General features: G+C 46.4%; 19 protein-coding genes. 13 read left to right on the top strand and 6 right to left on the bottom strand.

What is annotated here, in order from left to right; translation table 11 throughout:
* Positions 1-6 precede the first annotated feature (6 nt).
* A complete protein-coding gene (locus V1467_RS03070) occupies positions 7-1,158 on the bottom strand; it encodes a methyl-accepting chemotaxis protein (protein ID WP_416307335.1) in 1,152 nt (383 codons plus the stop codon).
* 366 nt (positions 1,159-1,524) lie between these two features.
* A complete protein-coding gene (msrA, locus tag V1467_RS03065) occupies positions 1,525-2,061 on the bottom strand; it encodes a peptide-methionine (S)-S-oxide reductase MsrA (RefSeq protein WP_416307334.1) in 537 nt (178 codons plus the stop codon).
* A gap of 237 nt (positions 2,062-2,298) precedes the next feature.
* Between msrA and V1467_RS03060 the strand changes: the two genes are divergently transcribed.
* Complete coding sequence (locus tag V1467_RS03060; protein WP_416307333.1) at positions 2,299-3,720, top strand: sodium-dependent transporter; 1,422 nt, start codon at positions 2,299-2,301, stop codon at positions 3,718-3,720.
* Between the two features lie 73 nt (positions 3,721-3,793).
* Here V1467_RS03060 and V1467_RS03055 read toward each other — a convergent pair whose 3' ends face one another.
* Complete coding sequence (locus V1467_RS03055) at positions 3,794-4,567, bottom strand: DUF2884 family protein (RefSeq protein WP_416307332.1); 774 nt, start codon at positions 4,565-4,567, stop codon at positions 3,794-3,796.
* A gap of 339 nt (positions 4,568-4,906) precedes the next feature.
* Here V1467_RS03055 and V1467_RS03050 point away from each other — a divergent pair, with 339 nt between their 5' ends.
* Together V1467_RS03050 and V1467_RS03045 are read left to right on the top strand one after the other, a co-directional pair.
* The gene (locus tag V1467_RS03050; protein WP_416307331.1) at positions 4,907-5,098 is read left to right on the top strand and encodes a hypothetical protein; all 192 of its coding nucleotides are present in this window, start codon (positions 4,907-4,909) and stop codon (positions 5,096-5,098) included.
* A gap of 139 nt (positions 5,099-5,237) precedes the next feature.
* The gene (locus V1467_RS03045; protein WP_416307330.1) at positions 5,238-6,365 is read left to right on the top strand and encodes a MalY/PatB family protein; all 1,128 of its coding nucleotides are present in this window, start codon (positions 5,238-5,240) and stop codon (positions 6,363-6,365) included.
* A 620-nt stretch (positions 6,366-6,985) separates the two neighbouring features.
* Here V1467_RS03045 and folE read toward each other — a convergent pair.
* Positions 6,986-7,540 carry a GTP cyclohydrolase I FolE gene (gene folE, locus V1467_RS03040; protein ID WP_416307329.1) on the bottom strand — a complete coding sequence of 185 codons (555 nt, stop codon included), beginning with the start codon at positions 7,538-7,540 and terminating at the stop codon, positions 6,986-6,988.
* A gap of 78 nt (positions 7,541-7,618) precedes the next feature.
* Between folE and V1467_RS03035 the strand changes: the two genes are divergently transcribed.
* The gene (locus tag V1467_RS03035; protein WP_416307328.1) at positions 7,619-7,750 is read left to right on the top strand and encodes a hypothetical protein; all 132 of its coding nucleotides are present in this window, start codon (positions 7,619-7,621) and stop codon (positions 7,748-7,750) included.
* A 4-nt stretch (positions 7,751-7,754) separates the two neighbouring features.
* Complete coding sequence (locus tag V1467_RS03030) at positions 7,755-8,462, top strand: DUF2982 domain-containing protein (protein ID WP_416307327.1); 708 nt, start codon at positions 7,755-7,757, stop codon at positions 8,460-8,462.
* Here the strand turns inward: V1467_RS03030 and V1467_RS03025 are convergent.
* Positions 8,451-11,525 carry a 7TM diverse intracellular signaling domain-containing protein gene (locus tag V1467_RS03025; RefSeq protein WP_416307326.1) on the bottom strand — a complete coding sequence of 1,025 codons (3,075 nt, stop codon included), beginning with the start codon at positions 11,523-11,525 and terminating at the stop codon, positions 8,451-8,453. The two genes, V1467_RS03030 and V1467_RS03025, sit on opposite strands and share 12 nt — an antisense overlap.
* Before the next feature lie 97 nt (positions 11,526-11,622).
* Here V1467_RS03025 and V1467_RS03020 point away from each other — a divergent pair, with 97 nt between their 5' ends.
* The 5 genes from V1467_RS03020 (at position 11,623) to V1467_RS03000 (ending at position 17,077) form a co-directional block, all read left to right on the top strand.
* Complete coding sequence (locus V1467_RS03020; protein WP_416307325.1) at positions 11,623-12,729, top strand: PQQ-dependent sugar dehydrogenase; 1,107 nt, start codon at positions 11,623-11,625, stop codon at positions 12,727-12,729.
* A 72-nt stretch (positions 12,730-12,801) separates the two neighbouring features.
* Entirely contained in the window at positions 12,802-15,105 is a 2,304-nt protein-coding gene (parC, locus tag V1467_RS03015) for a DNA topoisomerase IV subunit A (RefSeq protein WP_416307324.1), read from the top strand.
* 15 nt (positions 15,106-15,120) lie between these two features.
* Positions 15,121-15,735, top strand: a complete 615-nt coding sequence (locus tag V1467_RS03010; protein ID WP_416307323.1) for a DUF2238 domain-containing protein — start codon at positions 15,121-15,123, stop codon at positions 15,733-15,735.
* Between the two features lie 113 nt (positions 15,736-15,848).
* Positions 15,849-16,379, top strand: a complete 531-nt coding sequence (locus V1467_RS03005; RefSeq protein WP_416307322.1) for a sigma-70 family RNA polymerase sigma factor — start codon at positions 15,849-15,851, stop codon at positions 16,377-16,379.
* A complete protein-coding gene (locus V1467_RS03000; RefSeq protein ID WP_416307321.1) occupies positions 16,376-17,077 on the top strand; it encodes an anti-sigma factor domain-containing protein in 702 nt (233 codons plus the stop codon). The genes V1467_RS03005 and V1467_RS03000 overlap by 4 nt, the downstream gene beginning before the upstream one ends.
* A gap of 72 nt (positions 17,078-17,149) precedes the next feature.
* On the opposite strand, the gene V1467_RS02995 is transcribed toward V1467_RS03000, so the two are convergent.
* Positions 17,150-20,452, bottom strand: a complete 3,303-nt coding sequence (locus tag V1467_RS02995; protein WP_416307320.1) for a mechanosensitive ion channel domain-containing protein — start codon at positions 20,450-20,452, stop codon at positions 17,150-17,152.
* 517 nt (positions 20,453-20,969) lie between these two features.
* On the opposite strand from V1467_RS02995, the gene V1467_RS02990 reads away from it, so the two are divergent.
* The 3 genes from V1467_RS02990 to V1467_RS02980 are packed head-to-tail and all read left to right on the top strand — an operon-like array spanning position 20,970 to position 24,189.
* Entirely contained in the window at positions 20,970-22,553 is a 1,584-nt protein-coding gene (locus V1467_RS02990) for a DUF4331 domain-containing protein (protein WP_416307319.1), read from the top strand.
* Between the two features lie 8 nt (positions 22,554-22,561).
* Positions 22,562-23,074 carry an Ig-like domain-containing protein gene (locus V1467_RS02985; RefSeq protein ID WP_416307318.1) on the top strand — a complete coding sequence of 171 codons (513 nt, stop codon included), beginning with the start codon at positions 22,562-22,564 and terminating at the stop codon, positions 23,072-23,074.
* Positions 23,075-23,121: 47 nt separating this feature from the next.
* Entirely contained in the window at positions 23,122-24,189 is a 1,068-nt protein-coding gene (locus V1467_RS02980; RefSeq protein ID WP_416307317.1) for a tetratricopeptide repeat protein, read from the top strand.
* Positions 24,190-24,192: the final 3 nt, after the last annotated feature.

The raw sequence follows: 24,192 nt of genomic DNA, 5'->3' as shown, positions 1-24,192 counted from the left end.
ATTTGGCTAAAACAATTCCACTTCGCCAGCACTCATTGACGAAGAAGAAACCGGATTATGTTGTTGAGTCCTCTTTTCGGTTATTTTGCCCAGATGCTCTTCAAGCTGGTGGACTAAGTCGTCGAGATCAATATGATGTAGATCTTCCAGATGCTGCCTGATAAACGTCAGCGTAGTCAGGGTAAATGTCAGGTTTTGGCCGTTAATATCGCCAAACTGTAATCCGCGGATTGAATTGTTAATGGCCAGTTCCAGTTGTTTGGCTACCTCATCCAGCTCCCTGGTGACTTTGGTGTCTGCTTCTGATTTCTCGATAATACTGTGCAGCGCTTGTTGTATTCCCTGTTTGGATTTGATGATGTAGGTCACATCTTGAGAAGCAACCTCACCAACATGCTCTGTCAGTTGGTTTATTTGCGTACCGATTTGGGTGATCTGCATTTTTATCGAATCGCTAAACTCCGAGGAACGATTTGACAATGCCCTGACTTCGTCAGCAACCACAGCAAAACCTCTACCGGCCTCTCCGGCCCGAGCGGCTTCTATCGCTGCATTTAACGCCAGCAAATTTGTTTGAGAGGCAATGCCATCAATATCATTTAGTGCCTTAATTATTTTGGGCATCGTATCTGAAATAGCATTAACCTTATCCAGCAGCCCCATTGACGAAGCTGACATATCGACTGTCGTTTGAATAAAACGATCAAGCGTTTTTTCAGTCTCAACTGCAAATTCGCGCATTTTTTCGCTGTGCATTTGCCCGCCGCTCTCATCTTCTTTAATCAAATGTTCAATATGTTCGTTCTGGGCCAAAACCAGGCTTTGCAAATTGCTAAAAGAACGACTCAAGGTGTCAATCGCATCATTCTGGGTGGATAATATATCAGCGAGATTCATCTCGGATTCGCGCAAGGAAGGACCGACAGCGTTAGCCAACGCCAGAACATGCTCTTTATTAGTCGAAGGGGCTTCTTTCTCAACCAGTTCGACTTCTTGTTCGGATAGAAAAACGGTCACCATTGAGATACCCAAAGCCACAATAACGACAGCCAGATAACCCAAATCAAAATAAACGAGCACAATACCTATCACGATAAGAATAGATACAGCTGGCCATTTATATTCAGGGGAAATAGGTTTCAATTGAGATAGTTGCATAAATTCTGTGCTTGGTCGCAGAAGTGTTACCTGCGAGAACTCCTTGTTTACTGAGATTTAATCCGTCAGACACCGTTTTAATCATCATTTGAATATTAAAAACGTGAAATATCAGTGTAGTAGTAAATTTGAAGATGCAATAAATTTTTGAAAAATAATCAGGAATCAAGCTTCAAACTAGTGATTATTTTGTTACTAACAGGCGGGTTTTATTAATGTCTATGTGGTTATCGCTAATATTGAAGATTTAGCAACATTCGCGGTTAAGAACTAATTGAATAAAATCAGAGAGCTAAATCTAATTTCACAGAATCAGATTTAATCCAGGCAACCTAAAATAAGTTGCCTTTGATATGCCGGCGTTTGTCAGGATTTTAATTTACTGGCAAATTTCTGTTTGAACTTGGCCAGTTTAGGTGCCACCACCATATTGCAGTAATGGTTTTGCGGGTTATTGCTGAAATAGTCCTGATGATAATCTTCAGCCTGACTGTAATTGTTAATTGCTACTACTTCAGTCACCACTGGCTCAGGCCAGATTTGTTGCTCACTGATTTCAGCCAGTATTTCCTCTGCTTGCTGCTTTTGCACGTCATTATGATAAAAAATCGCACTACGGTACTGACTGCCCACATCGTTACCTTGACGGTTTAACTGGGTAGGATTGTGTAAGGCAAAGAAGATCTCCAGAATATCCCGATAACTGATTGTCTCGGTATCGAAGTTGATTCTGACCACCTCGGCATGGCCGGTATCGCCACTACATACCTGTTGGTAAGTCGGGTTATCAACATGCCCTCCAGCATAACCGGAAAACGCAGACTCAACTCCCTCAACACTGTTAAAAGCTGACTCGATACACCAGAAACACCCTCCAGCCAGGGTGGCTTGTTGAATACTCATTAAATCCTCATGGGTTTATTTATCATTCAGACTGTCTTACATAAGTCCGAATCTAACCGGATTCAAGTATGCAGGACAGTCAAGACCATATTCTGATGTAAAACGTCAGTTACAACCCGGAAAAAGCGGCAATCAACACAACGATAAGGACATTTTGTTATTGGCCTGTTAACATCCGGCTCTACCCAATAATAAGCAGTCACATTCTGATTGACTGCAATAATAAAGGAAGTTGTTATGAGTGCTCCCCGCGAACAGTTTGGCTCTCGCTTAGGCTTTATTCTTGCTGCTGCCGGTTCGGCAGTCGGTATTGGTAATATGGTGGGTTTTCCGGTTGCAGCCACCAAAAATGGTGGTGGTGCCTTTTTACTAATTTATGCGCTTTTTGTCGTGCTGGTCTGTTTACCTGTGATGTTGGCTGAAATGGCCTCTGGACGCCGCAGCCGTAAAGATCCCCTTGGTACCTACAAAACCATCGCTCCCGGTGAAACGCACTGGATGATTGCCGGTTGGTTGTCGATCCTGACCCCCTTTATGATCGGTGTGTTTTATACCGTTATCACCGTCTGGATCATCGGCTATCTGTTTAGCATTATTGGCGGCAATTTAGATGTGCTAGCCGATCCGGCGTCTTTTGGTGCCTTTATTAACGACACCGATATTTTTATCTATATGGCAATTGTGGCCGCTATCGTGTTCCTGATCCTGCAAGGCGGGGTCAAACAAGGCATTGAAAAAGCCGCCAAAGTGTTGATGCCCGCATTATTTTTTATGCTGATTGCGCTGGTCATTTTTGTGCTGACGCTGGATAACGCCTTTGCCGGAGTGGAGTATTATCTAATCCCGGACTTTAGCAAAATCAACGCTTCGGTAGTCAGTGCCGCGTTATCCCAGGCATTCTTTTCTCTTTCTCTGGGGATGGGGATCATGATCACTTACGGCTCCTATCTGGGCCGCGAAAACCCGGTTCCCGGTTCGGCCAAACTGGTGGCATTAACCGATACCGCGGTGGCTTTTATTGCCGGTTTAATGGTGTTGCCCGCGGTATTTTCATTTAATCCCAATACCAACACAGCTGATTTAAGCGATTCGTCTATCGGCATGATCTTCACTTTTTTACCCAAGATATTTCTGGCGCTGCAAACCACTATTGGTTATACCGGTGCTAGCCTGGTCGCGGCGGTATTTTTCCTGCTAGTCTTTTTTGCCGCTATTACTTCATTGGTGTCAATTATTGAGGTACCTAACGCAGCATTGATGAGCGAAACCGGTTTGAGCCGCAAAAAGTCGCTGGGGGTGCTGGGTGTGTTGATGGGCGGATGCGCAATAGTAGCCGCCACCTCATTCGGTATGTTCGACTGGACAACCTCGTTTACCAGCTACGCGGGGGCGACTAAATCGGTATTCGACATTATCGTCGATGTGTTCTACGACACCATTTTACCGTTCAATGGTTTGTTGATTTGTCTGTTTGTTATCTACCGCTGGAAACGCCACAACTTTAACGAAGAACTGGAAAGCGGCGATCCTGATTATAAAGGTAGCCTGTTCGAGAAATATGTTAACTTCTCGGTGGGTACCTTTATTCCGGTCATTCTGTTTTTAGTCTTTATCAATACTGTAGCGCTCAAATATTTTGGTGCCAGCTTAATTGGCTAATTTGGCCGGATAAACCCTTAAAAAAAGGTCGGATAGATTCCGACCTTTTTACTCTTTACTGGACTAAGTCCACTTACATACTGTGACGACTGCGATATTCCGATACATCGATCATATCCAGTTGTGCCAGCTCGGGAATGGTTTCGCTGATCTTGGTTTCGATATCGTTAATACCCACCAACGCGTAGCAAATCTGGTCAGCTTTTTGCTCAATCTTTTCACCACGAAATTCCATTTCATGTTCAATGGTTTCCCCAAAGTCATCCATCTTTTTCTCGAAGCCATCTGCATCACCACTGAACAGCATCTGCTTGCCTACCGCAATCATCAAACTGCCCATTGAGCGTTCAACCAGTGATTCAATTTTGTCTTCAAAACGTTGTTCAAACGCGTCGCCAAAGTCACCATTATCGAATTTGCTGGAATCAAAACGGATAGAGCCGTCATCGGCATAAAATTGCAGTTTCATCTCTTTGCGCAGTTCACTAAATTCTTCAGTTAAATCCAGCACCAGCTTGTCATCTTCACCGAGTAAACGGGAGAATGCCAGACTCACCCCATCACCGGCCATGGACACCGCTTCGAGTGCGATATCAGCTACCTGCGGTGCCAGTGTAGTAATGCCACTATGATATTGTTGAATCAATTGTTGTTGATCGGAATTAAGCGACAACGCTTTGCCATCAATCCAGGCATTTTGGCCATTGATTGTCACCTTACGGTGATCGGTTAGTTCGACAGTCAACTGGTTTTTATCTAATTTAACCTGGCCATCGAAATTCACATCACATTGGTGAGCGAAAGCGCTGCTGCTAAGTAAAGCGGTGGCTAAAATAACGGTACGCATAATATTGTTCCTTGTGTTTTTCGGTATTGAATTGGTTATGAACAGATTATTGCAATACTTAGTCCAGTTTTGAAAAAGTCATATTTTTCAATTTGTTACCTACAATTTACTCATCAACTTATCTATCTGGACAGGTTTCAATTAGTCAAAAAAACGATTTAGTTGTGATTTTCACCATTTCTGTAAGTTACTATCGGGCCATCTGATCGTCTAAGCCTGTCTATTTTCCGTCGCGCCAAATCTGATAAATTAACTACTTTTTTACGCTAGCAGACTAATCCTGAAGCGTTTTTTGATGCATAATAGCGGGATAAGTTATTTATGAAAGAAGGTATGAACATGAGTACGTGGCCTGAAGCCTTTGTTTTCGGTGCGATGTTGGTCGCATTTGTTTTGGGATTAACTAGCTTGATCATGAGCTTTATGAATCAGCCCGTCAGTGCTGAAGAGAGTATTAAACTAAAAGTTGAATACGGCTTCTTTGGTATTTCTGGCATTATTATCAGTATGGTACTGGCCTACGCGATCTAGGCCATTTTCCTGCTGACAGAAAAGGCGCATTTAGCGCCTTTTTGTTTTGCTATATCAGGTAACGGATTAATCTTGTCGATTCAAACCGCTTTTTGTTAATTTACCCTCTTATTTAAATGATTACAGCTAAGGACCATGCATGCTATTTGATCAGGTACCAGACCGTCAGGGCACCTTTGCCTACAAATGGGAAAAATATAAAGGTAAGGACATATTGCCTCTTTGGATCGCCGATACCGAATTTAAGTGTGCCCAGCCGATACTGGACGCACTGCAACAGCGCGTAGAGCATGGCATTTTAGGTTATACCTTGCCTGCCCATCATGCCTCGGCAAATCAGGCGGTAATTAACTGGCTGACGCGCCAATATGACTGGCAGATTGAACCCGAGTGGCTGGTCTGGACACCCGGCGTGGTGCCTGCGTTTAACACTGTGATTAAGGCGTATTGCCAGCCAGGTGACAAAGTCATGGTGCAAACCCCTAATTATCCGCCGCTATTGGCTGCCCCCGGCATCAATGATATGCAAAAGGTAGAAATCCCGACGGTGGAAGATCAGGGACGCTGGATGATGGATCTGCAACAACTGGAGCAGCAAGCTGCCGATCCTGCCTGCAAACTGTTGATTATTTGTAATCCGATGAATCCGGTCGGTAGTGTTTTAAACGCCGTTGAACTGGACAAAATCGCAGATATCTGTACGCGTCACAACGTACTGTTATGCAGTGATGAAATTCATTGTGACCTGATCCTGGACGAGCAAGCCAAACATATTCCGGCCAGTAAAATAGAAGCGCTCAAACACCAATCTGTCACACTGATGGCGGCCAGCAAAACCTTTAATGTGGCCGGGTTGGGGACCTCATTTGCCATTATTCCCGATCCTAAATTACGGCTAAAGTTTAATCAGGCGGCACGCGGCATAGTGCCCTGGGTAAACATTATGGGACTGGCAGCCACAGAAGCGGCCTTTACCCTGTGTGATGACTGGCATCAGGCCCAATTAGCCTACTTACGTTCAAATCGGGACTATTTAGTCACGCAAATTAACCAGATTGACGGTTTACGCATGAATACTCCCCAAGCAACGTTTTTAGCCTGGGTTGATGGCAGTGGTCTGGGGGTAGAAAGCCCGCAACGCTGGTGTGAAGCCAAAGGTGTCGGCCCGTCACCCGGAGTCGATTTTGGTGACAAGCAGTTTGTCCGCTTTAACTTCGGTTGCCCACGTCATTATCTTGAACAAGCGATAGAGCGGTTAAATAAATAGTTAACCCCAGCTCGGGATAAGCCACGCCTCTCAATAACGCTCTTTTTGCACCTAGCAGCGTTGGGCTTTCTAGTCATAGCCAGCTATGACGTACGAAACCCCGCCTTGCCAGGCACAAAAATGTCGTCATTGAGTAAACTATTTATTCAGCAATGGTTGAGTGAATAATATAACTATCTGAATTATTTATCGTTTGTAAATATAAACGACATTTCTTATCCCGAGTTGGGGTTAGTTAAGACATTTGAATTTTCATCACAGAGAAAAAGCGTCGAGTATCGAGCTTCGAGCCACGAGCTTAAAACCAAGCTCACCGTCAGTCCTGAACCATTAGCTCAGCTCAGACCGGCATAAAATACGAATAATCGAAGGATGAAAATAATGTATTCATACTTCGACTGCTCATTCTTCGCGCTCAGAACGAACGGTACTATTGTTTATTTAACTGGCTGTGTTGGATTTAAATCGCGGCTCTGCCAGATATTTACTGCGTTCTGGCATCGCTACGCGACCTTCCATCGTCATCCCTGCGTTGTTTTGCGCTGTGGATTCTGTGTCCCTGTGGTCAATATGCTTTTGTCTTTTAGCTCGTCGCTCGAAACTCGCCGCCCGCAGCGATATTATTTACCAATCAAACGCAAAAACTCTTCCCTGCTGGCCTGAGATTTGCGCATGGCACCCAACATCACCGAGGTAACCATCGACGAATTCTGTTTCTGTACACCGCGCATCATCATGCACATATGCTTGGCTTCCATAATGACCCCCACGCCTTTGGCATTAGTCACTTCAAGCACCGCATCAGCCACTTGTTTGGTCAGGTTTTCCTGAATTTGCATCCGCCTGGCATACATATCCACGATGCGGGCAAACTTGGATAATCCCAACACTTTGCCATTAGGAATATAGGCAATATGGCATTGACCAATAAAAGGTAAGACATGGTGCTCACACAACGAATAGAGTTCGATATCACGGATAATGACCATTTCGTCTGTATCTGACTCAAATACGGCGCCGTTGACGATTTCAGTTAAACTTTGCTGATAACCGCAGGTCAGAAACTGCATGGCTTTAGCCGCCCGTTTGGGAGTATCTGCTAGTCCCTCGCGATTGATATCTTCCCCCAACAGGCTGATAATTTGCTGATAATGTTGTTGTATTTGTTCGCTCATTAATATTCTCTATATGATGCGTTGGTGCATATTATATTTTAACCGAAATGTAACATAAGAAAGCGAAGCAGACTTGCTATGACTGATAATTTAATCACACGATGGTATTACCGATGGTGGAAAACCGACTGTCGGCGTTGTCTGCAAATTCGGGTTGCCATTTTATGGGGTATTGTGATGTACATTTTTCTGGCCTTGTTCTGGTGGTAACGGGATGAGCCTAAACCTTACTCAAGACCAAAACAGCATTTGCATTCGGTCCCAGGCTAAACGCAACAGCCTGACCACATTGGTTATTTCCATCATTCTGCTATTGGCTGGCTGGGTGTGGATAAGCTGGCTGGGAAAGGATCTGGCACTGCCAGGCTATTTTGTTGTGGCAGCAGGAATAGTCGGGCTGTTTTTAGCCTGGAGTAAAATCAGCCAACCCCAGTACAGTTTGATCCTGCATCGCGACTTTTTGCAGTATCAACATAAATACGGACAATGGACCCTTAACTGGCAGGACATCCAGCGGGTTGATCAACCCCGCAAGCACGACGGACTTAGCCAGCAACCTTTAAATTTCCTGGCCATCAAACTAAAACGCCAACAATCACTGCTATCCAGTATTTCTCTGCGACTAGCCAGTAACTTATTGTTGCAACAGCGCCATTTATTGTTGTTTGGAGATAATGAAAACTGTTCATCAGGACAGTGTTATGCCGAAAATCTGCTTGAAAAAGATACATTTACCACCGAAGAAGGGGTCAATTTAACAGGCATACAAGCCATGTTTGCGCGCCGGATGCAAAGACTCAGAGTTGATTTGGGTTACGATTTATATATTGAGGCCAATGAACTGGATCGTCCAGTCGAGGAGATCGTAACGCTGCTACGCCAATGTATATCCGCCAAAGAACTCGAGATATCAGTCGATTAACTGTTGTCCTTTATGCAGCACGACATCACATTCCTGATTAAAATCAGCGAGGCGTGCTAACGCCAACGAATGATTATTCTCTTTTAGCGCCACTTCAATTTCCATGCATAAAGCCTGTAATTTTGGCACACCAGTGTAGCAGCACAGGCCATGTAATTTATGCACGGCCTGCTGGAAAGCCAGATAATCCTGCTGCTCGGCGGGTTGATTAATTTGCTGCTGCAATTCCGGTAATTGTTGTAGAAAATCTTGCAGCATCTGGGTAGCGAGTTGCTGATTGGAATGACTTTGCTGCAACGCCAGTTGCCAGTCAACCGATTGCACTACAGGTTGATCCGGCACCTGGCACCAACGCTGAATCACATCCACCAAAGTATCCAAACCAACAGGTTTAGGTAGATAGTCGTCCATGCCTGAAGATAGCAACCTCTCCTGCTCTTCTTTAAACACATGCGCTGTCACGGCAATAATCGGCGTCCCACGGTTCAGTTCAGTTTGCCGAATCAGGCGCGATGCCTGCAAACCGTCCATATTGGGCATTTGTAAGTCCATTAAAATCAGATCGTATGATTCTTTTTCACAGCGACTGACAGCATCCTGTCCGCTAAGACTGGTGGAAACCTGCACGGGCGAAGGTTTTAGCCAGGTAGATAGTAGTCTCAGATTAAACTCCATATCATCCACCGCCAACAGTTTGATTTCAGGTAAATGATTAAGCAGATAATCCAGCTGATTGCCGTCGCTAAGCGGCTTGGCCTCAAACAACTTGTCCAGTTTGGAAACCGATAACGGCTTTTCCAGATAATGGTTAAACACGGCGTTAAAATGTGCGTGCTGCATCGGTTTGATGCCACTGGGATGCAACAGTATTTTAGTCACTGCATTAACCGCTCTGGCCTGTTCAATTTGTTGTTCATCAGGCACCGCAGCGACACCCCAAAATAAAAAGTCTGCCGGGTTTTGTTCCGTTGGTTCAACAATAATGGCACCCATTTGCACAAATAATGCGTTTAGGCTGTGCAGCGCGGGAAGATAAGGTTCAACCAGCATAATGCGCTTGTTACGCCACTGGATACGTTCATCGACACGGCCCTGATCGTTAAGTATTTGAGTACGGATCGTGGCGGTAAAATAGCTTCCCTTACTTATCTCGCTCTCAACTTTAATTTGACCATGCATCAGCTGCGTCAGCTGCTGACTAATCACCAGACCCAAACCAGTCCCCTGGAATTCACGGTTTAGCGCATCGTCGACCTGACTGAATGCTTTAAACAGCACTTTTTGCTGGTTGGTGCTAATTCCTATTCCGGTATCTTCCACACTGAAGGTCAACCACATAAAATTGCCTTCCTGACGACCACAAACCTTGAGTTTGACGTGCCCCTGAGGGGTAAACTTGATTGCGTTGCCAAGTAAATTGGTCAACACCTGTCGAATACGCGACGCATCGCCGATAAGTTTATTCGGCAATGCCTCACTCTCAAAAATAAACTCCAGATGCTTATCTTGTGCCGTTTTGGCCATCAGGCCAATTAGTTCATCCAGTAACTGTTCTGGTGAAAAAGGTTCATTGTTAACCTGCAATTTACCCGCTTCTATTTTTGAGAAATCCAGTACGTCGTTAATGATCCCCAATAAATTTGTTGCGGCAGTATTGACGATACGGGCGTGTTCTTTTCGATCAGAATCCGATACCGAAGATTGTAATTCTTTGCTAAAGCCGAGTATGGCATTCAGCGGAGTACGAATTTCATGACTCATGTTGGCCAGAAACTGCGATTTGACCTGACTGGCACGAATGGCATCTTTACGGGCGATGTCCAAATGGGCATTTTTTTCCTCGATGAGTTCCAGGTTCTGGCGCATTTCCCGGGTATAAGTAGCAATTTCGTTTTCCATTTCACAACGGCTTTTTTCCATTATCGCCATAGAAAACAACACGGCTTCACAACATACTCCTGCCTGAAAACAATAGGACGTTACCTCATTGGATGGCAAAATTCCCAATAAACCTAGAATGCCCACTAGCGCGCAAGTTAGCAGAATACTCCAGGCAAAAATAAAGTAACGGGCTGGCAAATAGGGAAAGGCATAACTCTCAAATCCGGCAATCAGATAGCTGGTAATGCCGACAATACTGACGATATAAACCAGAGTATTCTGGGTAGCCTGATCGAAAATATTAATCAGTGATAGCAAAGTGAGTAATACCAACGCCATACACACAACACAGATAATACGGTAACTGCGTGGCGCGGTATATTTGGCATTCAGAAAGGTCAAGGTAAAGGCTGCCGCGCTAAGCCCTACCACCATAAAGATCAAATCGGTATGCAGGTTAAGCCAGCGCGTCAGGGAACCGGAAAACACCATCTGGATGTGCCCGCCCCAGACAAATTGCCACAGCATCACCGACAGAATATACACCACATAGGCCAGTGACGAGATTTCCTTACGTTCCACATACATCACCAGGTTATAGATCACCAATATCAACAATGCGCCGTAAAATAGTCCCCATAACAGGGAGTCAAGCATGATCATTTTGGTGTGATGTGCTTTGGTCTGAATATCGATAGGAACAATACGGCTGACGCTATCTGACTGAACTCGAATAAACAAATCTACCGGGCTGGCGTCGGGCAAATCCAGTTCCATTGTTGGCAGACGATATTGATGTTGATAGGCCAGTTTGCCCTGTTCAATTTGCTCGACGACCTGATCTTTCCTGACCAGATAAAAATCAACCCGATCATTTTGTGCATAAGCGATGTCTACGACCCACTTATTGACCTTAGTCACATTACTCAAGTGCAAATGAAACCACAATCCCTGGCGGGTAAAGCCAAAGTTTTGATTATTGCCTACCGGCCATTCAAATTTGTCTTTTAGCTCAATAATTTGACTGATGTCCAGCGGCGCACCGTTCTCGTGTAACACTTTAAAGTTACTGGTAACTCGTAAGGTATCCTGGGTATTGATTAGCTGCACCGTGGTTTGAGCGGCGCAAGGCCATGCAAAACACAGTAACAGTAATAATGCCAGACGCCAGGATGAGTTCATCTACAATCTCGAATACAGGAATGGACAGTATTAAAGCATTGCTGATAGCGGGCTGGCAATGCTATGTTGAAAGCAATCCAGCAAAGGGGATCATTCAATGTTACCGAAACAAATCCGCTTAACCCTGATGAGCGTAATATTTACCCTCACAGCTTACCAAAGTCAGGCATTGCCTTTGGACAAGTTAACCATGCCGAAAGGCTATAAGATCAGCGTTTATGCCGACAACGTAAAAAATGCGCGGCAGATGGCACTGGGAGATAAGGGAACCTTATTTGTCGGCAGTCGGGATGCTGGCGTGGTTAACGCCGTTATTGACTCGGACAGCGATAATAAGGCCGATAAAGTTATTCAGATAGCCGCTGGCCTGAAAATGCCGTCCGGCATCGCCTTTAAAGATGGCGCATTGTACGTAGCGGAAGTACATCAAATTCTCAAATACCCGGATATCGAGCAACATCTGCAAAATCCGGGTAAGCCTGAAGTTATCATTGATGACCTGCCTACAGAATCCCATCACGGCTGGAAATATATTGATTTCGGGCCGGAGGGCGAGCTTTACGTTCCGGTAGGTGCGCCATGCAATATCTGTGACCCGGATGACAATTACGCGGCGATTTTTAAATATAATCTGACCACAGGTGAACGTCAGGCTGTTGCCAGAGGAGTACGTAACTCGGTTGGTTTTGACTGGCGCCCACAGAGTGGCGATTTCTGGTTCAGCGATAACGGGCGCGATATGATGGGCGATGATATTCCTCCCTGCGAGATTAATCATGTAACCGAAGCCGGCCAGCATTTTGGCTATCCCTACTTTCATGGCGGTGATATCGCCGATCCGGAATTTGGTAAAGGCAAATCTGCAAGTGATTATCAGCCACCGGCACTGAAGATTCAGGCCCATTCGGCCCCTTTAGGCATTCATTTTTATCGCGGTGAGATGTTTCCCGATTTAAAAGGTAAATTACTTATTGCCGAACATGGCTCCTGGAACCGTAGCAAAAAAGTCGGTTATCAGGTTAGTGTAGCCAGCCTCAAAGGAAACCGTGTCACCGATAACCAGCCCTGGATCAGTGGCTGGCTGCAAGCCGAAGAAAAAGTCTGGGGGCGTCCGGTCGCTTTACTGGAACTAAAAGATGGCAGCATACTGATATCTGATGATTTCGCTAACGCGATATATAGGGTAACCTACCAGCCACAATAACGATCCGATAACACCCGGTTAGAGCTGCGCCGTCTCTAGAAGCGCAGCTAACCCGCAGACTATGACGAGTTTATGAGCCAAGACATTATTATCAGTTCAGATGGAGTAGAACAGCTTCCTCTGAGTCGTTTTACCGAAGATGCCTACCTGAATTATTCCATGTACGTCATCATGGACAGAGCCCTACCTCATATTGGTGATGGTTTAAAACCGGTGCAACGGCGGATCATTTATGCGATGTCAGAGCTGGGACTGAATGCTAATGCCAAATACAAAAAATCAGCCCGGACTGTGGGTGACGTATTAGGTAAATTCCATCCGCACGGTGATTCGGCCTGTTACGAAGCCATGGTGTTAATGGCTCAACCCTTTTCCTATCGTTATCCACTGGTTGATGGCCAAGGTAACTGGGGAGCACCGGATGATCCCAAGTCGTTCGCCGCCATGCGTTATACCGAATCGCGTTTATCCAAATTCAGCGAAGTTTTATTATCCGAAGCCGGATTAGGCACTGTTGACTGGGTGCCTAATTTCGACGGTACGCTGGATGAACCGAAAATTCTGCCGGCTCGCTTACCGCATATTTTACTGAATGGTATTACTGGTATTGCAGTGGGTATGGCAACGGATATTCCGCCACACAATGTGCGCGAACTGGCCAATGCCTGTGCTCATTTGCTGGATCATAGCAAGGCAGAACTGACCGATTTGCTGGAGTTTGTGCAAGGCCCGGATTATCCCACCGATGCCGAAATCATAACGCCTAAAGCCGATATCCAGAAAATTTATGAAAGCGGCCGCGGCAGCATTAAAATGCGTGCAGTCTACCACCAGGATAATGGCGATATTATTGTTACCGCTTTGCCACATCAGGCCTCGGGAGCACGCATCCTGGAGCAGATTGCCGGACAGATGCAGGCCAAGAAATTGCCGATGGTCAGCGATTTACGCGATGAATCCGATCATGAAAACCCGACCCGGTTAATTATTACACCACGCTCCAACCGGATTGATGTTGAACAGTTAATGCAACATTTGTTTGCCACCACCGATTTGGAGAAAAACTATCGGGTTAATCTGAATATGATTGGCCTGGATGGCCGTCCGCAAGTCAAGGATTTGCGCGTCATATTGAACGAATGGCTGGTATTCCGTAAAGATACCGTGGTACGCCGGTTGCAATATCGTCTGGATAAAGTGCTAGCTCGCCTGCATATTCTGGAAGGTCTAATGATTGCCTTCCTGAACATTGACGAGGTGATCCACATTATCCGCACCGAGGATAAACCCAAGCCGGAATTAATCGCCCGTTTTGGTTTATCCGATATTCAGGCCGAAGCTATCCTCGATTTGAAATTACGCCATTTGGCCAAACTGGAAGAATTTAAAATCAAGGGTGAACAGGAAGAGCTTGCCGCCGAACGAGACAAGTTGCAGTTGCTACTGGGTTCGGATCAGCGTTTGAAAACCTTGATCAAAAAAGAAATTTTGCAAGACGCCGAAACTTATGGTGATGATCGCCGCTCGCCTATTGTTGCCCGTGGTGAAGCCAAAGCTCTTTCCGAAAAACAACTGGTACCTTCGGAGAGCGTTACTGTCGTCCTGTCCCAAAAAGGCTGGGCGCGCTGCGCCAAAGGCCATGACGTAGATGTGCAAGGACTCAGTTACAAAGCCGGTGACAGTTATTTGTGCCATGCCAAGGGGCGCAGTAACCAGCCTGTGGTCTTCCTGGATTCTTCCGGTCGCACATTTTCCTGTGACGCTCACGGCCTGCCTTCAGCCAGAAGTCAGGGAGAGCCTTTGACCGGCCGATTTAATATCGTCGGTGGCGAAACCATCCAACACGTTCTAATGGGCAAGGAAAAACAGCAATATCTGATGGTCTCCGATGCCGGTTACGGTTTTGTCGGTCAATATGACGACATGGTCAGTAAAAATAAAAACGGCAAGGCCTATTTGTCCTTGCCTAGTGCGGCCAAAGTGATGGCCCCCCAATTAGTGCACAATCTTGAAACTGACTGGTGTCTGGCGATCACCACCGAAGGCCGGATGTTAATGTTCCCGCTGCGCGACCTGCCTAGCCTGGGTAAAGGTAAAGGCAACAAGATCATTAATATTCCTTCAGCCAAGGCCAAATCTCGTGAGGAATATGTCAAAGCCGTGGCAGTTGTTCCCGAAAATGCCTCGATTAAAGTACTGGCTGGTAAACGTGGCATGAGTTTAACCCAGAGTGATCTTAGTCATTATCAAGGCGAACGTGGACGCCGTGGCAATAAATTGCCCCGCGGTTTGCAACGGGTGGATGGTATTGAAGTGGAATACATCCTAACGGACGAAATACCACAAACTGATAATGATGAAACGGTTATTGAATAAAGGAAAGTCATAGACATGCTGACCAAAGGCTCACTATTCTGGCTACTTGCCTATTTCAGTGTGCTGGTCTGGTCAGCTATCGCCCCCAAAGATCTGTTCACTTGGTTTCTTGAAGTAGTACCCGCTCTGATTGGGTTGGTACTACTGGTACTAACCCGAAAATCCTTTCCGTTAACCACCTTACTTTATATTCTGTTGTTACTACATTGCATTATTTTAATGGTCGGCGGCCACTATACTTATGCTGAAGTTCCCCTGTTTGAACATATAAAACACTGGCTGGATCTGGAACGTAACAATTACGACAAGCTGGCGTATTTTATTCAGGGATTTGTCCCGGCAATTCTGGCCAGAGAAATTCTGATCCGCAAACAAGTGGTCTCCTCCAACGCCTGGCGCAACCTGTTTATTGTATCAATTTGCCTGGCTTTCAGTGCTCTGTACGAGTTGATTGAATGGCAAGTGGCTGTCGCTACCGGTGAATCTGCCGAGGCGTTTTTAGGCACCCAAGGTTATATGTGGGATACCCAAAGTGATATGGCACTGGCATTAATCGGCGCTCTTTGTGCGTTACTGACGTTATCTCACTGGCATAATCGCCAGCTTATTCACTGCCACACTCACACATAAATCCCCGCCTATCTGAACATTTCTACAATTACTGCTACAGTGATGCATCCAATTTGAGTTTTTCATCGTACTAGTATTAACAACCGGTGATCACCCAGAAAAAGAGAGTATCAATGGAACATGAACAATTACTAAAACTGTTGAGTTCAACGGCACAGGGAAATAAACAGGCGTTTTCCCGTATCTATCAGACCACCAGCGGACAACTTTATGCTGTAGCGCTGAAAATGCTCGGGCAAAAAGAGCTGGCAGAAGAAGCATTACAGGAAGCTTATGTACGAATTTGGCACAACGCCGCTGATTATCAGCAGGGCAAAGGAACAGTTTTAACCTGGATGATCAGCATAGTCCGCTACCGGGCACTGGATTTAATGCGCTATAAAAAAGTGCGAAAAGAAGAAGAACTGAAGGAACAACACATCGGCACAACAGACAATATTCTGGCGGTGGCGGATGTAGAGCATCAGCAACTGGAAAAATGCATGGATGAGCTGGAGGAGCAGCAAAAACAGGCAATTCATTTAGCTTATTTTAACGGATTGTCACACCATGAGGTGGTCAAACACCTGAATTCCCCCTTAGGCACCATTAAAAGCTGGATCCGTAGGGGTTTGCAAAGTTTACAGAGGTGTCTTGCAATATGAATTATAACGCTGAAAATTTACGTAACGCGCTGGCCGCAGAATATGTATTGGGGACATTACGCGGCAGAGCAAGACAACGCTTCCAGCAACTGATTATGCAGTTCTCCGGGATCCGCGAAACGACCTGGATTTGGGAACAGCACCTGAATGGATTAGGCACCCGCTTAGAGCCGATTGAACCCGCCGACGATGTATGGCCCAGGATTGTGGCAACACTAGGTCTTGAAACCAGAAGCTCCCAAGCTGAAGTCGTGAGTTTACCCACAAAACGCAACGGTCTATGGCTGGGCTTAACATCATTGGCCAGTGCAGCGGCCATAATACTAGCCGTACTATTATGGCGGGCTGATGCCCCCAGTGTCATAGTCGAAGCGCAACAAGTCGCGGTGATGCAGTCTGAAAATGCCGAAACACTGTGGCTGATTGAAATTAGTCCGGACAGTATAGAGGTGCAAGCCACTTCACAGATAACACCTCGTCCCAACAACGACTACGAGTTATGGATGGTCGCAAAAGATGGTCGCCCACCTATATCCCTGGGCTTGCTGCCACAAAACGGCAAACTGTCCTTACCCAAACATAAACTCTTTGATCAACTGGATATTGCCGCTCTGGCGGTCAGTCTGGAACCGCTGAATGGGTCACCTACCGGAGCTCCAACTCAGGTACTCTACAGCACCAAGCTGGTTACAATATAGCCATCACTCAATATGAAAGGAGAGGCATGTGCCTCTCCTTCTTTTTATGCAGTGGTCCCGGCTAGCTTGAAGTTAACCATTGTCCTTACTTTCATCTTCAATTGGTGGCTTAGATATAATATGTAAATCACGCTGTGGGAAAGGAATATTAATATTATGTTCCTTCAAGGTCTGGTTAATCATGCTATTAATATCATGAGTAACAGGTAAACGTTTGGCTGGCGTGGAGACAAACACCCGCACCTCAAAATCCAGCGAACTGGCACCATGATTCATAAAGAACACATTGGGTGCAGGTAATTTCAGTACATCGGCATGGGACTCAATAACCTTCATCAGTAGATCACGCACCTGACTGATATCGGAACCATAAGCCACACCGATGGCTAGTACGATTCTGGTCACTGCATCATTCAGTGTCCAGTTGGTGACGTTTTCAGTGATGATCGATTTGTTTGGCAGTAACACTTCGCGGTTATCAAAATCAGTCACAGTGGTGGCGCGAATTTTGATATTACTCACCGTACCGCTTAAGTTGCCAATGGTTACAGTATCGCCAACGCGGATCGGACGTTCAAACAAAATGATCAGACCGGAGACAAAGTTGGCGACAATCTCTTGCAAACCGAAACCCAGCCCGACCCCGAGCGCTGCAACGATCCATTGCAATTTGGACCAGTCAATACCAAGTTGACTTAAACCGATAACGATCCCCAAACCGACCAGTACATACCCCATGATTGTCACGGCCGCATACCGGGCTCCAGGATCAAGATTAAAGCGCTCAAAAAAACCGACTTCGAGAATACCGCGCATATTCCTCGCCGCAACAAAACCACCGAACATCAACAACAACGCCAGAATAATATTCCACAAGGTCACCCCTGAGGAAATTTCTACCCCATCCACTATCTGCACCCGTTGCCACAGTACAATGTCGTCGACAATTCCCAGTGCGGGCAATAAGGGTTTCCAGATAAACCATAAACTGACCAGAAAGATGACCGCGGAAAAGCCGGTCAGAATAGAACGGGTTTGTCTGTCTACCTGTTCTGGATCGGATTCTCTGTCCGTTTTAGGCATAGGCAAAGCTTCCCCGCTGGCATCGGCTTCCTGTTTTTTACTGCGCTGTAACTCTTGCTCGGCCCGGCGCGCTTTTTGGCGCCGTAATGAAAAACGGCGATAGGCAACTAAAAATATTCGCATCAGTATCCCGTACAAGATTGCGGTAAAAATCAGCACCACACCAGACAGGAATAGTTTTGACTGCAATGCCACAGCAGTATCGAAAAAGCCGAATAGCGGTAACAAGCCAATCAGTAGCGGTGATGCGACCAGTACCGGAAAAGCCATAAGAGTTAGCAAGGTTGCCGGTGTGTCGCCAACAATACTAGATGCTACCCCGCCTTTAGGTTTAAAGAATGCGTAACAAAATAATGAAATCCCCACCGAGCCGGCAATAAATGCCAAACCCGCCAAACCGTAGCGTAATTCAATCGCGTCACCGGCCATCGCCAGCGCAAAAACAAAGGTCGCAATGCTTTGTAGCCAGACAAACCAGAACAAGATACCACGTAGCTTTGCACGGGCTTTATCACTCCAGCCAAAATGACCAACGAAAATACCGTTGTTGCGACACATTGAGCGGAAGAACAGCAAAACAAGCGATAAAGATGATACCGCGCCCAGTGCGGTGGCAAGCGCACTGGAAAAGCTACCCGGTTGCGAGCCTGTCGACAAAAGGCCAGCCATAGTGCCGATTAAAATAGGCAAAGGTAACGCCAACAGCAAGGTTTCTGCCAAAGCCATTGGCGTAGCCCAGTAGGTATCCTTTCCGACCTTACCTACTCTTGATAATAACCCGGCAAGGGAGCGTTTAACTGCGGGTCTGGCAGCAAAGATCAGGGCGGGTAGTAATAAAAATATAATTGTCAGAAAGGGGGATTTTTTAACGCCACTCCATAAATCTTCTACAGCTTGTAGCCAGGCAGACGGCGCCAATACCCATTTTGCGCTAACAGCCAGGTTATGCCAAACGTTGTCGGCCAAGCCAGCATTGGAAGGCAGCCATACCAGGCGTCGGTCAAGCAGGGAGGTGAGCTCTTCGGTGCGAGTTATTGCTTCGGTGATAACCCGTTTTTCTTCTGCCAGTCTATCGGCACTGGCAATCGAGGCGTCGATTAACTGTTGCAGCAATTCACTCCTGGCTTCTATCAGCTTTTTGGCGGCATCCATATCCTGCTCGCTGGCATTATTATTCGGCGCATGTTGCGCTAGCAAACGTGACGCAGCTGTCTCCGGATCAGATAAATTGCGCAACCGCTCTTGCCATAAAATCAAATTAAGTTGTTGTCGAACCGATGATTCTTTAATCTGTTCAAGACGCTTTTCCAACGGAGCCTGACGGGGCAGCCCGGCCTGCAACTGACGTAACAAAACTCCCAGTTCATCGGTTAAACTGCCCGTGGCCAAAACCCGCTCAACGGTTTCGGCTGATTGTTGTAAATCAACAATTTGTGCTCTCAGTCGCGCACTGTTGTCGTCTTTTTTTGGTTCCTGGCCAATCAGTTCTTTCAAACTTTTGGCTAATTGCAGGTTTTCCTTGCCCATTACCGCAAGCGCACTGTTGTTACCGGTGGAATCGAGCGCATGGCGGGAAGATTCGACAGCTTGTGTCGCTTCTCCCATTCGACTCTGATTCAGATAATCCCGCACAGCGGCTATGCGTTTTTCACCTAATCGAACCTGTTCGCGCAACAAAGCTAACTTGGCAGCAACGAGTGACTTTCGGGCTGGAATGGTTACCACTTCCCTTTCAAAATTGTTAATGGTTGATTGAAGCTTGAATATTTTAGCCTGTTGCTCCAGATAGTTGGCCAGCTCCGACAACTCATGCTGCGGTTTGGTTTCGGCTAAGGAGTGCTGCAGTGTATCCAGGGTGTCTCTGGCAGAAACGAGTTCTTCTCCAATCGCGTTGGAGCGCGAGTTTAATACTGTCTGTTCCTTCTGCAATGTCGACAATTCCGACAACAACGCATTCTGTTCTGCCACCATCACCACTAACTCGTTGGAAAGCTTGTCTGCGGAACCGTTTTTTATCGCTGCAACATTTTCATTCGCCAACTGTTTGGTACGTGTGTTCAGCTCGGCTAACCGGCTATTCGCTTCTGCGACCAGTTGTTCATAACTATCAACCAAACGCGTTGTTTGCTCTGTCTCATCAAGCAGCTGTTGGGCACGCTCCAGCTGTTCACTAGCCTGCTGCTGCTTGTCTGCCGACATTTTACTATCAGCTTCCAGCTGCTTCGCAGCAACATCAATCTGGTCGCTAAGTGATTTTATGTCAGTCTGCTGAGCAAGCGTAAATGTGCTCATTCCAACCAGCAGGTAAATTAGGCGTGGTAAAAGTTTGGCAAAAACGCGCATCTATTGATCCCGTAAAAATAGTAATTCTTGTGTCGTTGTTAATCAGTAAAACATACGACATAGCTTAACGTAATCTCGGACTAATTAGAGCCTGTTGATCTTTGCGGTATAAATTTTGTTCTAACTAAACGCTTTTTAATCGCGGCGCTTATTTGCAGGCCTAATGGATTAAGTCAAGAATAAGCAACAAAGAGTAAAAAGCGTTTAGGACGAACCCTTTGGGCAACGTTTGTGCGGCCTTTCTACGGCTTCAGCACTCATTCATGTAGAGCAACTACACCACAATCGCACTTCATTGTATAAATGCCGCACAATTCGTTGCAAAAGTATACCGCAAAGATCAACAGGCTCTAGCTAAAACAGCGTAGATGAACATCTAAATAAATTAATTTGCATCCAATCTGCATCCTCAATCGTTTGGCTTAGTGACCACGTACCATTTATCTAAATTAAATAGGAAAATGTCATGAAAACTAAACAGATCTCGCTAGTCGCTACTGTGCTAGGCAGTAGCTTAATCGCAACTTGTGCTTTTGCCTCCAGCCACCGGGAAGCGCCAAATATCAGCCGTATGGCAGCACTTGACTCCACCGACTTCTATGCCTTTAACAGTTACGAACAAGGGCGCGAAGATTACGTCACCCTGATTGCCAATTACCTGCCCTTACAAGATGCTTACGGTGGCCCCAATTATTTTGCCCTTGATCCGGCGGCGGTTTATAGCATTCATATCGACAATGACGGCGATGCCATCGAAGATATGACCTTCCAATTCCGCTTCTCGGAAATGCTGCCCAACGATAATCAAGGGGTAGCTTTGATGGTGGGCGCCGAAGGTGAACAAAAGTCCATCGCCGTGCCGCTTAAAAATGTCGGCGGAATATCCGCCATGGATCAATCCGCGGCCAATTTTAGTGAGTCCTATACCTTGACGGTCGTCGAAGGACCGCAGCGTACCGGCACAGCAACACAACTGTCCAATAGTACCTCCGGCGATATGACCTTCCATAAACCGCTGGATTATATCGGCGATAAAACCTTCAGCGATTATGCCAGTTATGCACACCAATTTATTTACGAATTTTCGATGCCCGGATGCGAGCATATGGGACGGGTTTTTGTCGGTCAGCGTAAAGACCCTTTTGTCGTTAACCTGGGTAAAACCTTTGATTTAGTCAATTATGTGCCCGTTGAAGGCGATAGCGCTGGTGGTGCCGGAGACGGCGACGGTTTCCCAGGCGGCATCACCCAGTCTGAAGACAATGACTCTCTGAAAAACAAAAATGTCACGGCGTTATCTGTCGAAGTACCTAAGTCTTGTATTGTCGGTTCCGGCAATGGCACGGTAGGGACATGGACCACTGCCAGTTTGCCACAAGCCAGAATCCTTAATCCTGATGCGACCTTCAGCAAACCCGAAGTGAATGGGGGAGCGTTGACCCAGGTATCACGCTTAGGTAATCCGCTCGTAAATGAGCTGGTTATTGGTTTGAAAGACAAAGACAAGTTCTCGACGTCACAACCGGCGAATGACGGTCAATTTGCCGATTATGTCACCCATCCAAGTTTACCGGAATTACTGAATATTCTGTTTAAAGATGCGGTTAACCAGACTCTGGGCACTGATATCGAAACACTGGCCCCAACCAATTTTCCTCGCACAGATTTGGTTACTGCCTTTTTAACCGGCTTTCCTGGTGTCAACCAACAAGCCACTGTTACCCCCTCGGAAATGTTAAGGCTGAATACCGCAATTGCAGCTAAACCTGCCGAGCAGCAATCTGCCTTTGGTGTGGCTGGAGATGATCTGGCTGGCTTCCCTAATGGTCGCCGCCCCGGAGATGATGTAGTGGATATTGCCCTACGCGTGGTAATGGGGCGTTTATGTTATCCGATTCCCGTTAATGGTGAAGATACCGATCTGGGATTGTGTACACCAGAAGATGCCAGTGTAGGTACGGTGCCTTTTACTGATGGTGCACCGGTAGATGCATCAATGATGATGAACAGTTTCCCTTACCTTGCGACGCCTGTTTCAGGTTCAAACTAAGGAGCAACATGATGAAATCTTATTTTTATAGAATTTCGCTGCTCGCATTGATGAGTTCAGCCATGCTAACCGGCTGTAATGATTCGGACGACGACAAACCTCCCATGCAGAGCAATATGCCACCGACTGCGGTATCGGTTGATCTGATCACCGAAGCCGATACCCCCATAATGGATAACTTGCAGGCAACCGATCCCGATGGTGACAGTTTAACCTATATGGTGGTGACTGAACCAATGAACGGTATGTTGGATTTGGCAACTGACGGTTCGTTTACCTATACCCCTGCCGCGCAACAAACCGGCTCTGACAGTTTTACCTATAGCGTCAGTGATGGCAAAAACAACGCAGTCAACGCCACGGTTAACATCAGCATCGAAGCACAACAGGTGATGGTATCAACATACAGCCGACAGGCGTTTAACCAGCAAGCCAGTGATACACCATTGCCGGTTAATGGTCGTGAATTTAGTCAGGATGTGGAAGATCCCGGTGCTTACGACGATTTGTTAGCTGAATAATCCAACGAGCAATCCTCGGCCAGGGATGGCCATCCAAGGAGAGAGCAATGAAAAACCGAAGATTAAAGTTATTGACGCTCATGCTTGCCATGGTGTTGCCACTTAAATGGGTACAAGCCCAAAGTTATATTCCGCAAAACGGCGACGAACTGGTGGCAAGCTGGCCAGTGGCGGATAAAGGTATAAAACAAACCACCGATTTGGCTTACATCGCTCAACTTATTGACCAAGGACAATATCCCGGTCAATCCAGCCAAAGCTACGGGCGCGCCAAAGCATTGCTCAAACCTTTTATCGAACAAACCCAATTTAATCCGCAAGCCTGGTATCTGTGGGCACGGGTGCTTCAGCACCAACATCATTTTGAGCAGGCCCAACAAGCTCTGCAGCGGATCCTCAATGATGATCCAACCAATATTAACAGTTGGTTGCTCAAGGCCAATATTCATTTGGTCTCCAACCAGCCACAACAAGCTAAACAGGCTTGTCTGCAGCTACTCGGTAAAGCCGACATGTTGACCGTTTCCACCTGCGCGCTGGAAGCAAGCAGCTATCAGGACAAATTACTCAGCAGCTATCAGCAACTACTTGCTATTAAGCAACAAACCAATTTTGACGATTTATCAACCCAGTTGTGGGTTACCCAGATACTCGCCGATATGGCGGTCAGGCTGAACAAACTCGCTGAAGCGGCCGTTCTGCTGGACAACCAAGATTTGCAGAAACTGCCCTTAAGCTATTTAGTGCAGTGGGCGGATGTCCAGCTATCGCTGAATCATCACCGGCAGGTACTGGAACAACTCGGCAAAGTGGTACAAAAAAATAGTTTTATGGATGATGCGCTGCTGCTGCGGCTTGCCATAGCAGAAAAACGTGAGTCCTCAGGACAAGATACAACATGGTCCTCCCGGTTTTCGCGTCGGGTTACGCTACGTGAACTTCGCCAAGATGAAAGTCACGCGGCGGATCTGGCGCGCTTTTATATGGATGTCACACCTAACCCGCAAAAAGCCCAGTACTGGGCAAAAATGAACTGGCGAGATGCCAAGCTGGTAGCAGACAAAAAACTGCTGGAGCGCGCCCGATTGCCCGAAACTTATCATACAGTGGAATAATAA

Origin of the sequence: Neptunicella plasticusilytica (assembly GCF_047922965.1) — a bacterium.
GTDB lineage: Bacteria > Pseudomonadota > Gammaproteobacteria > Enterobacterales > Alteromonadaceae > Neptunicella > Neptunicella plasticusilytica.
This window is presented reverse-complemented; position numbering and strand designations above follow the sequence as displayed.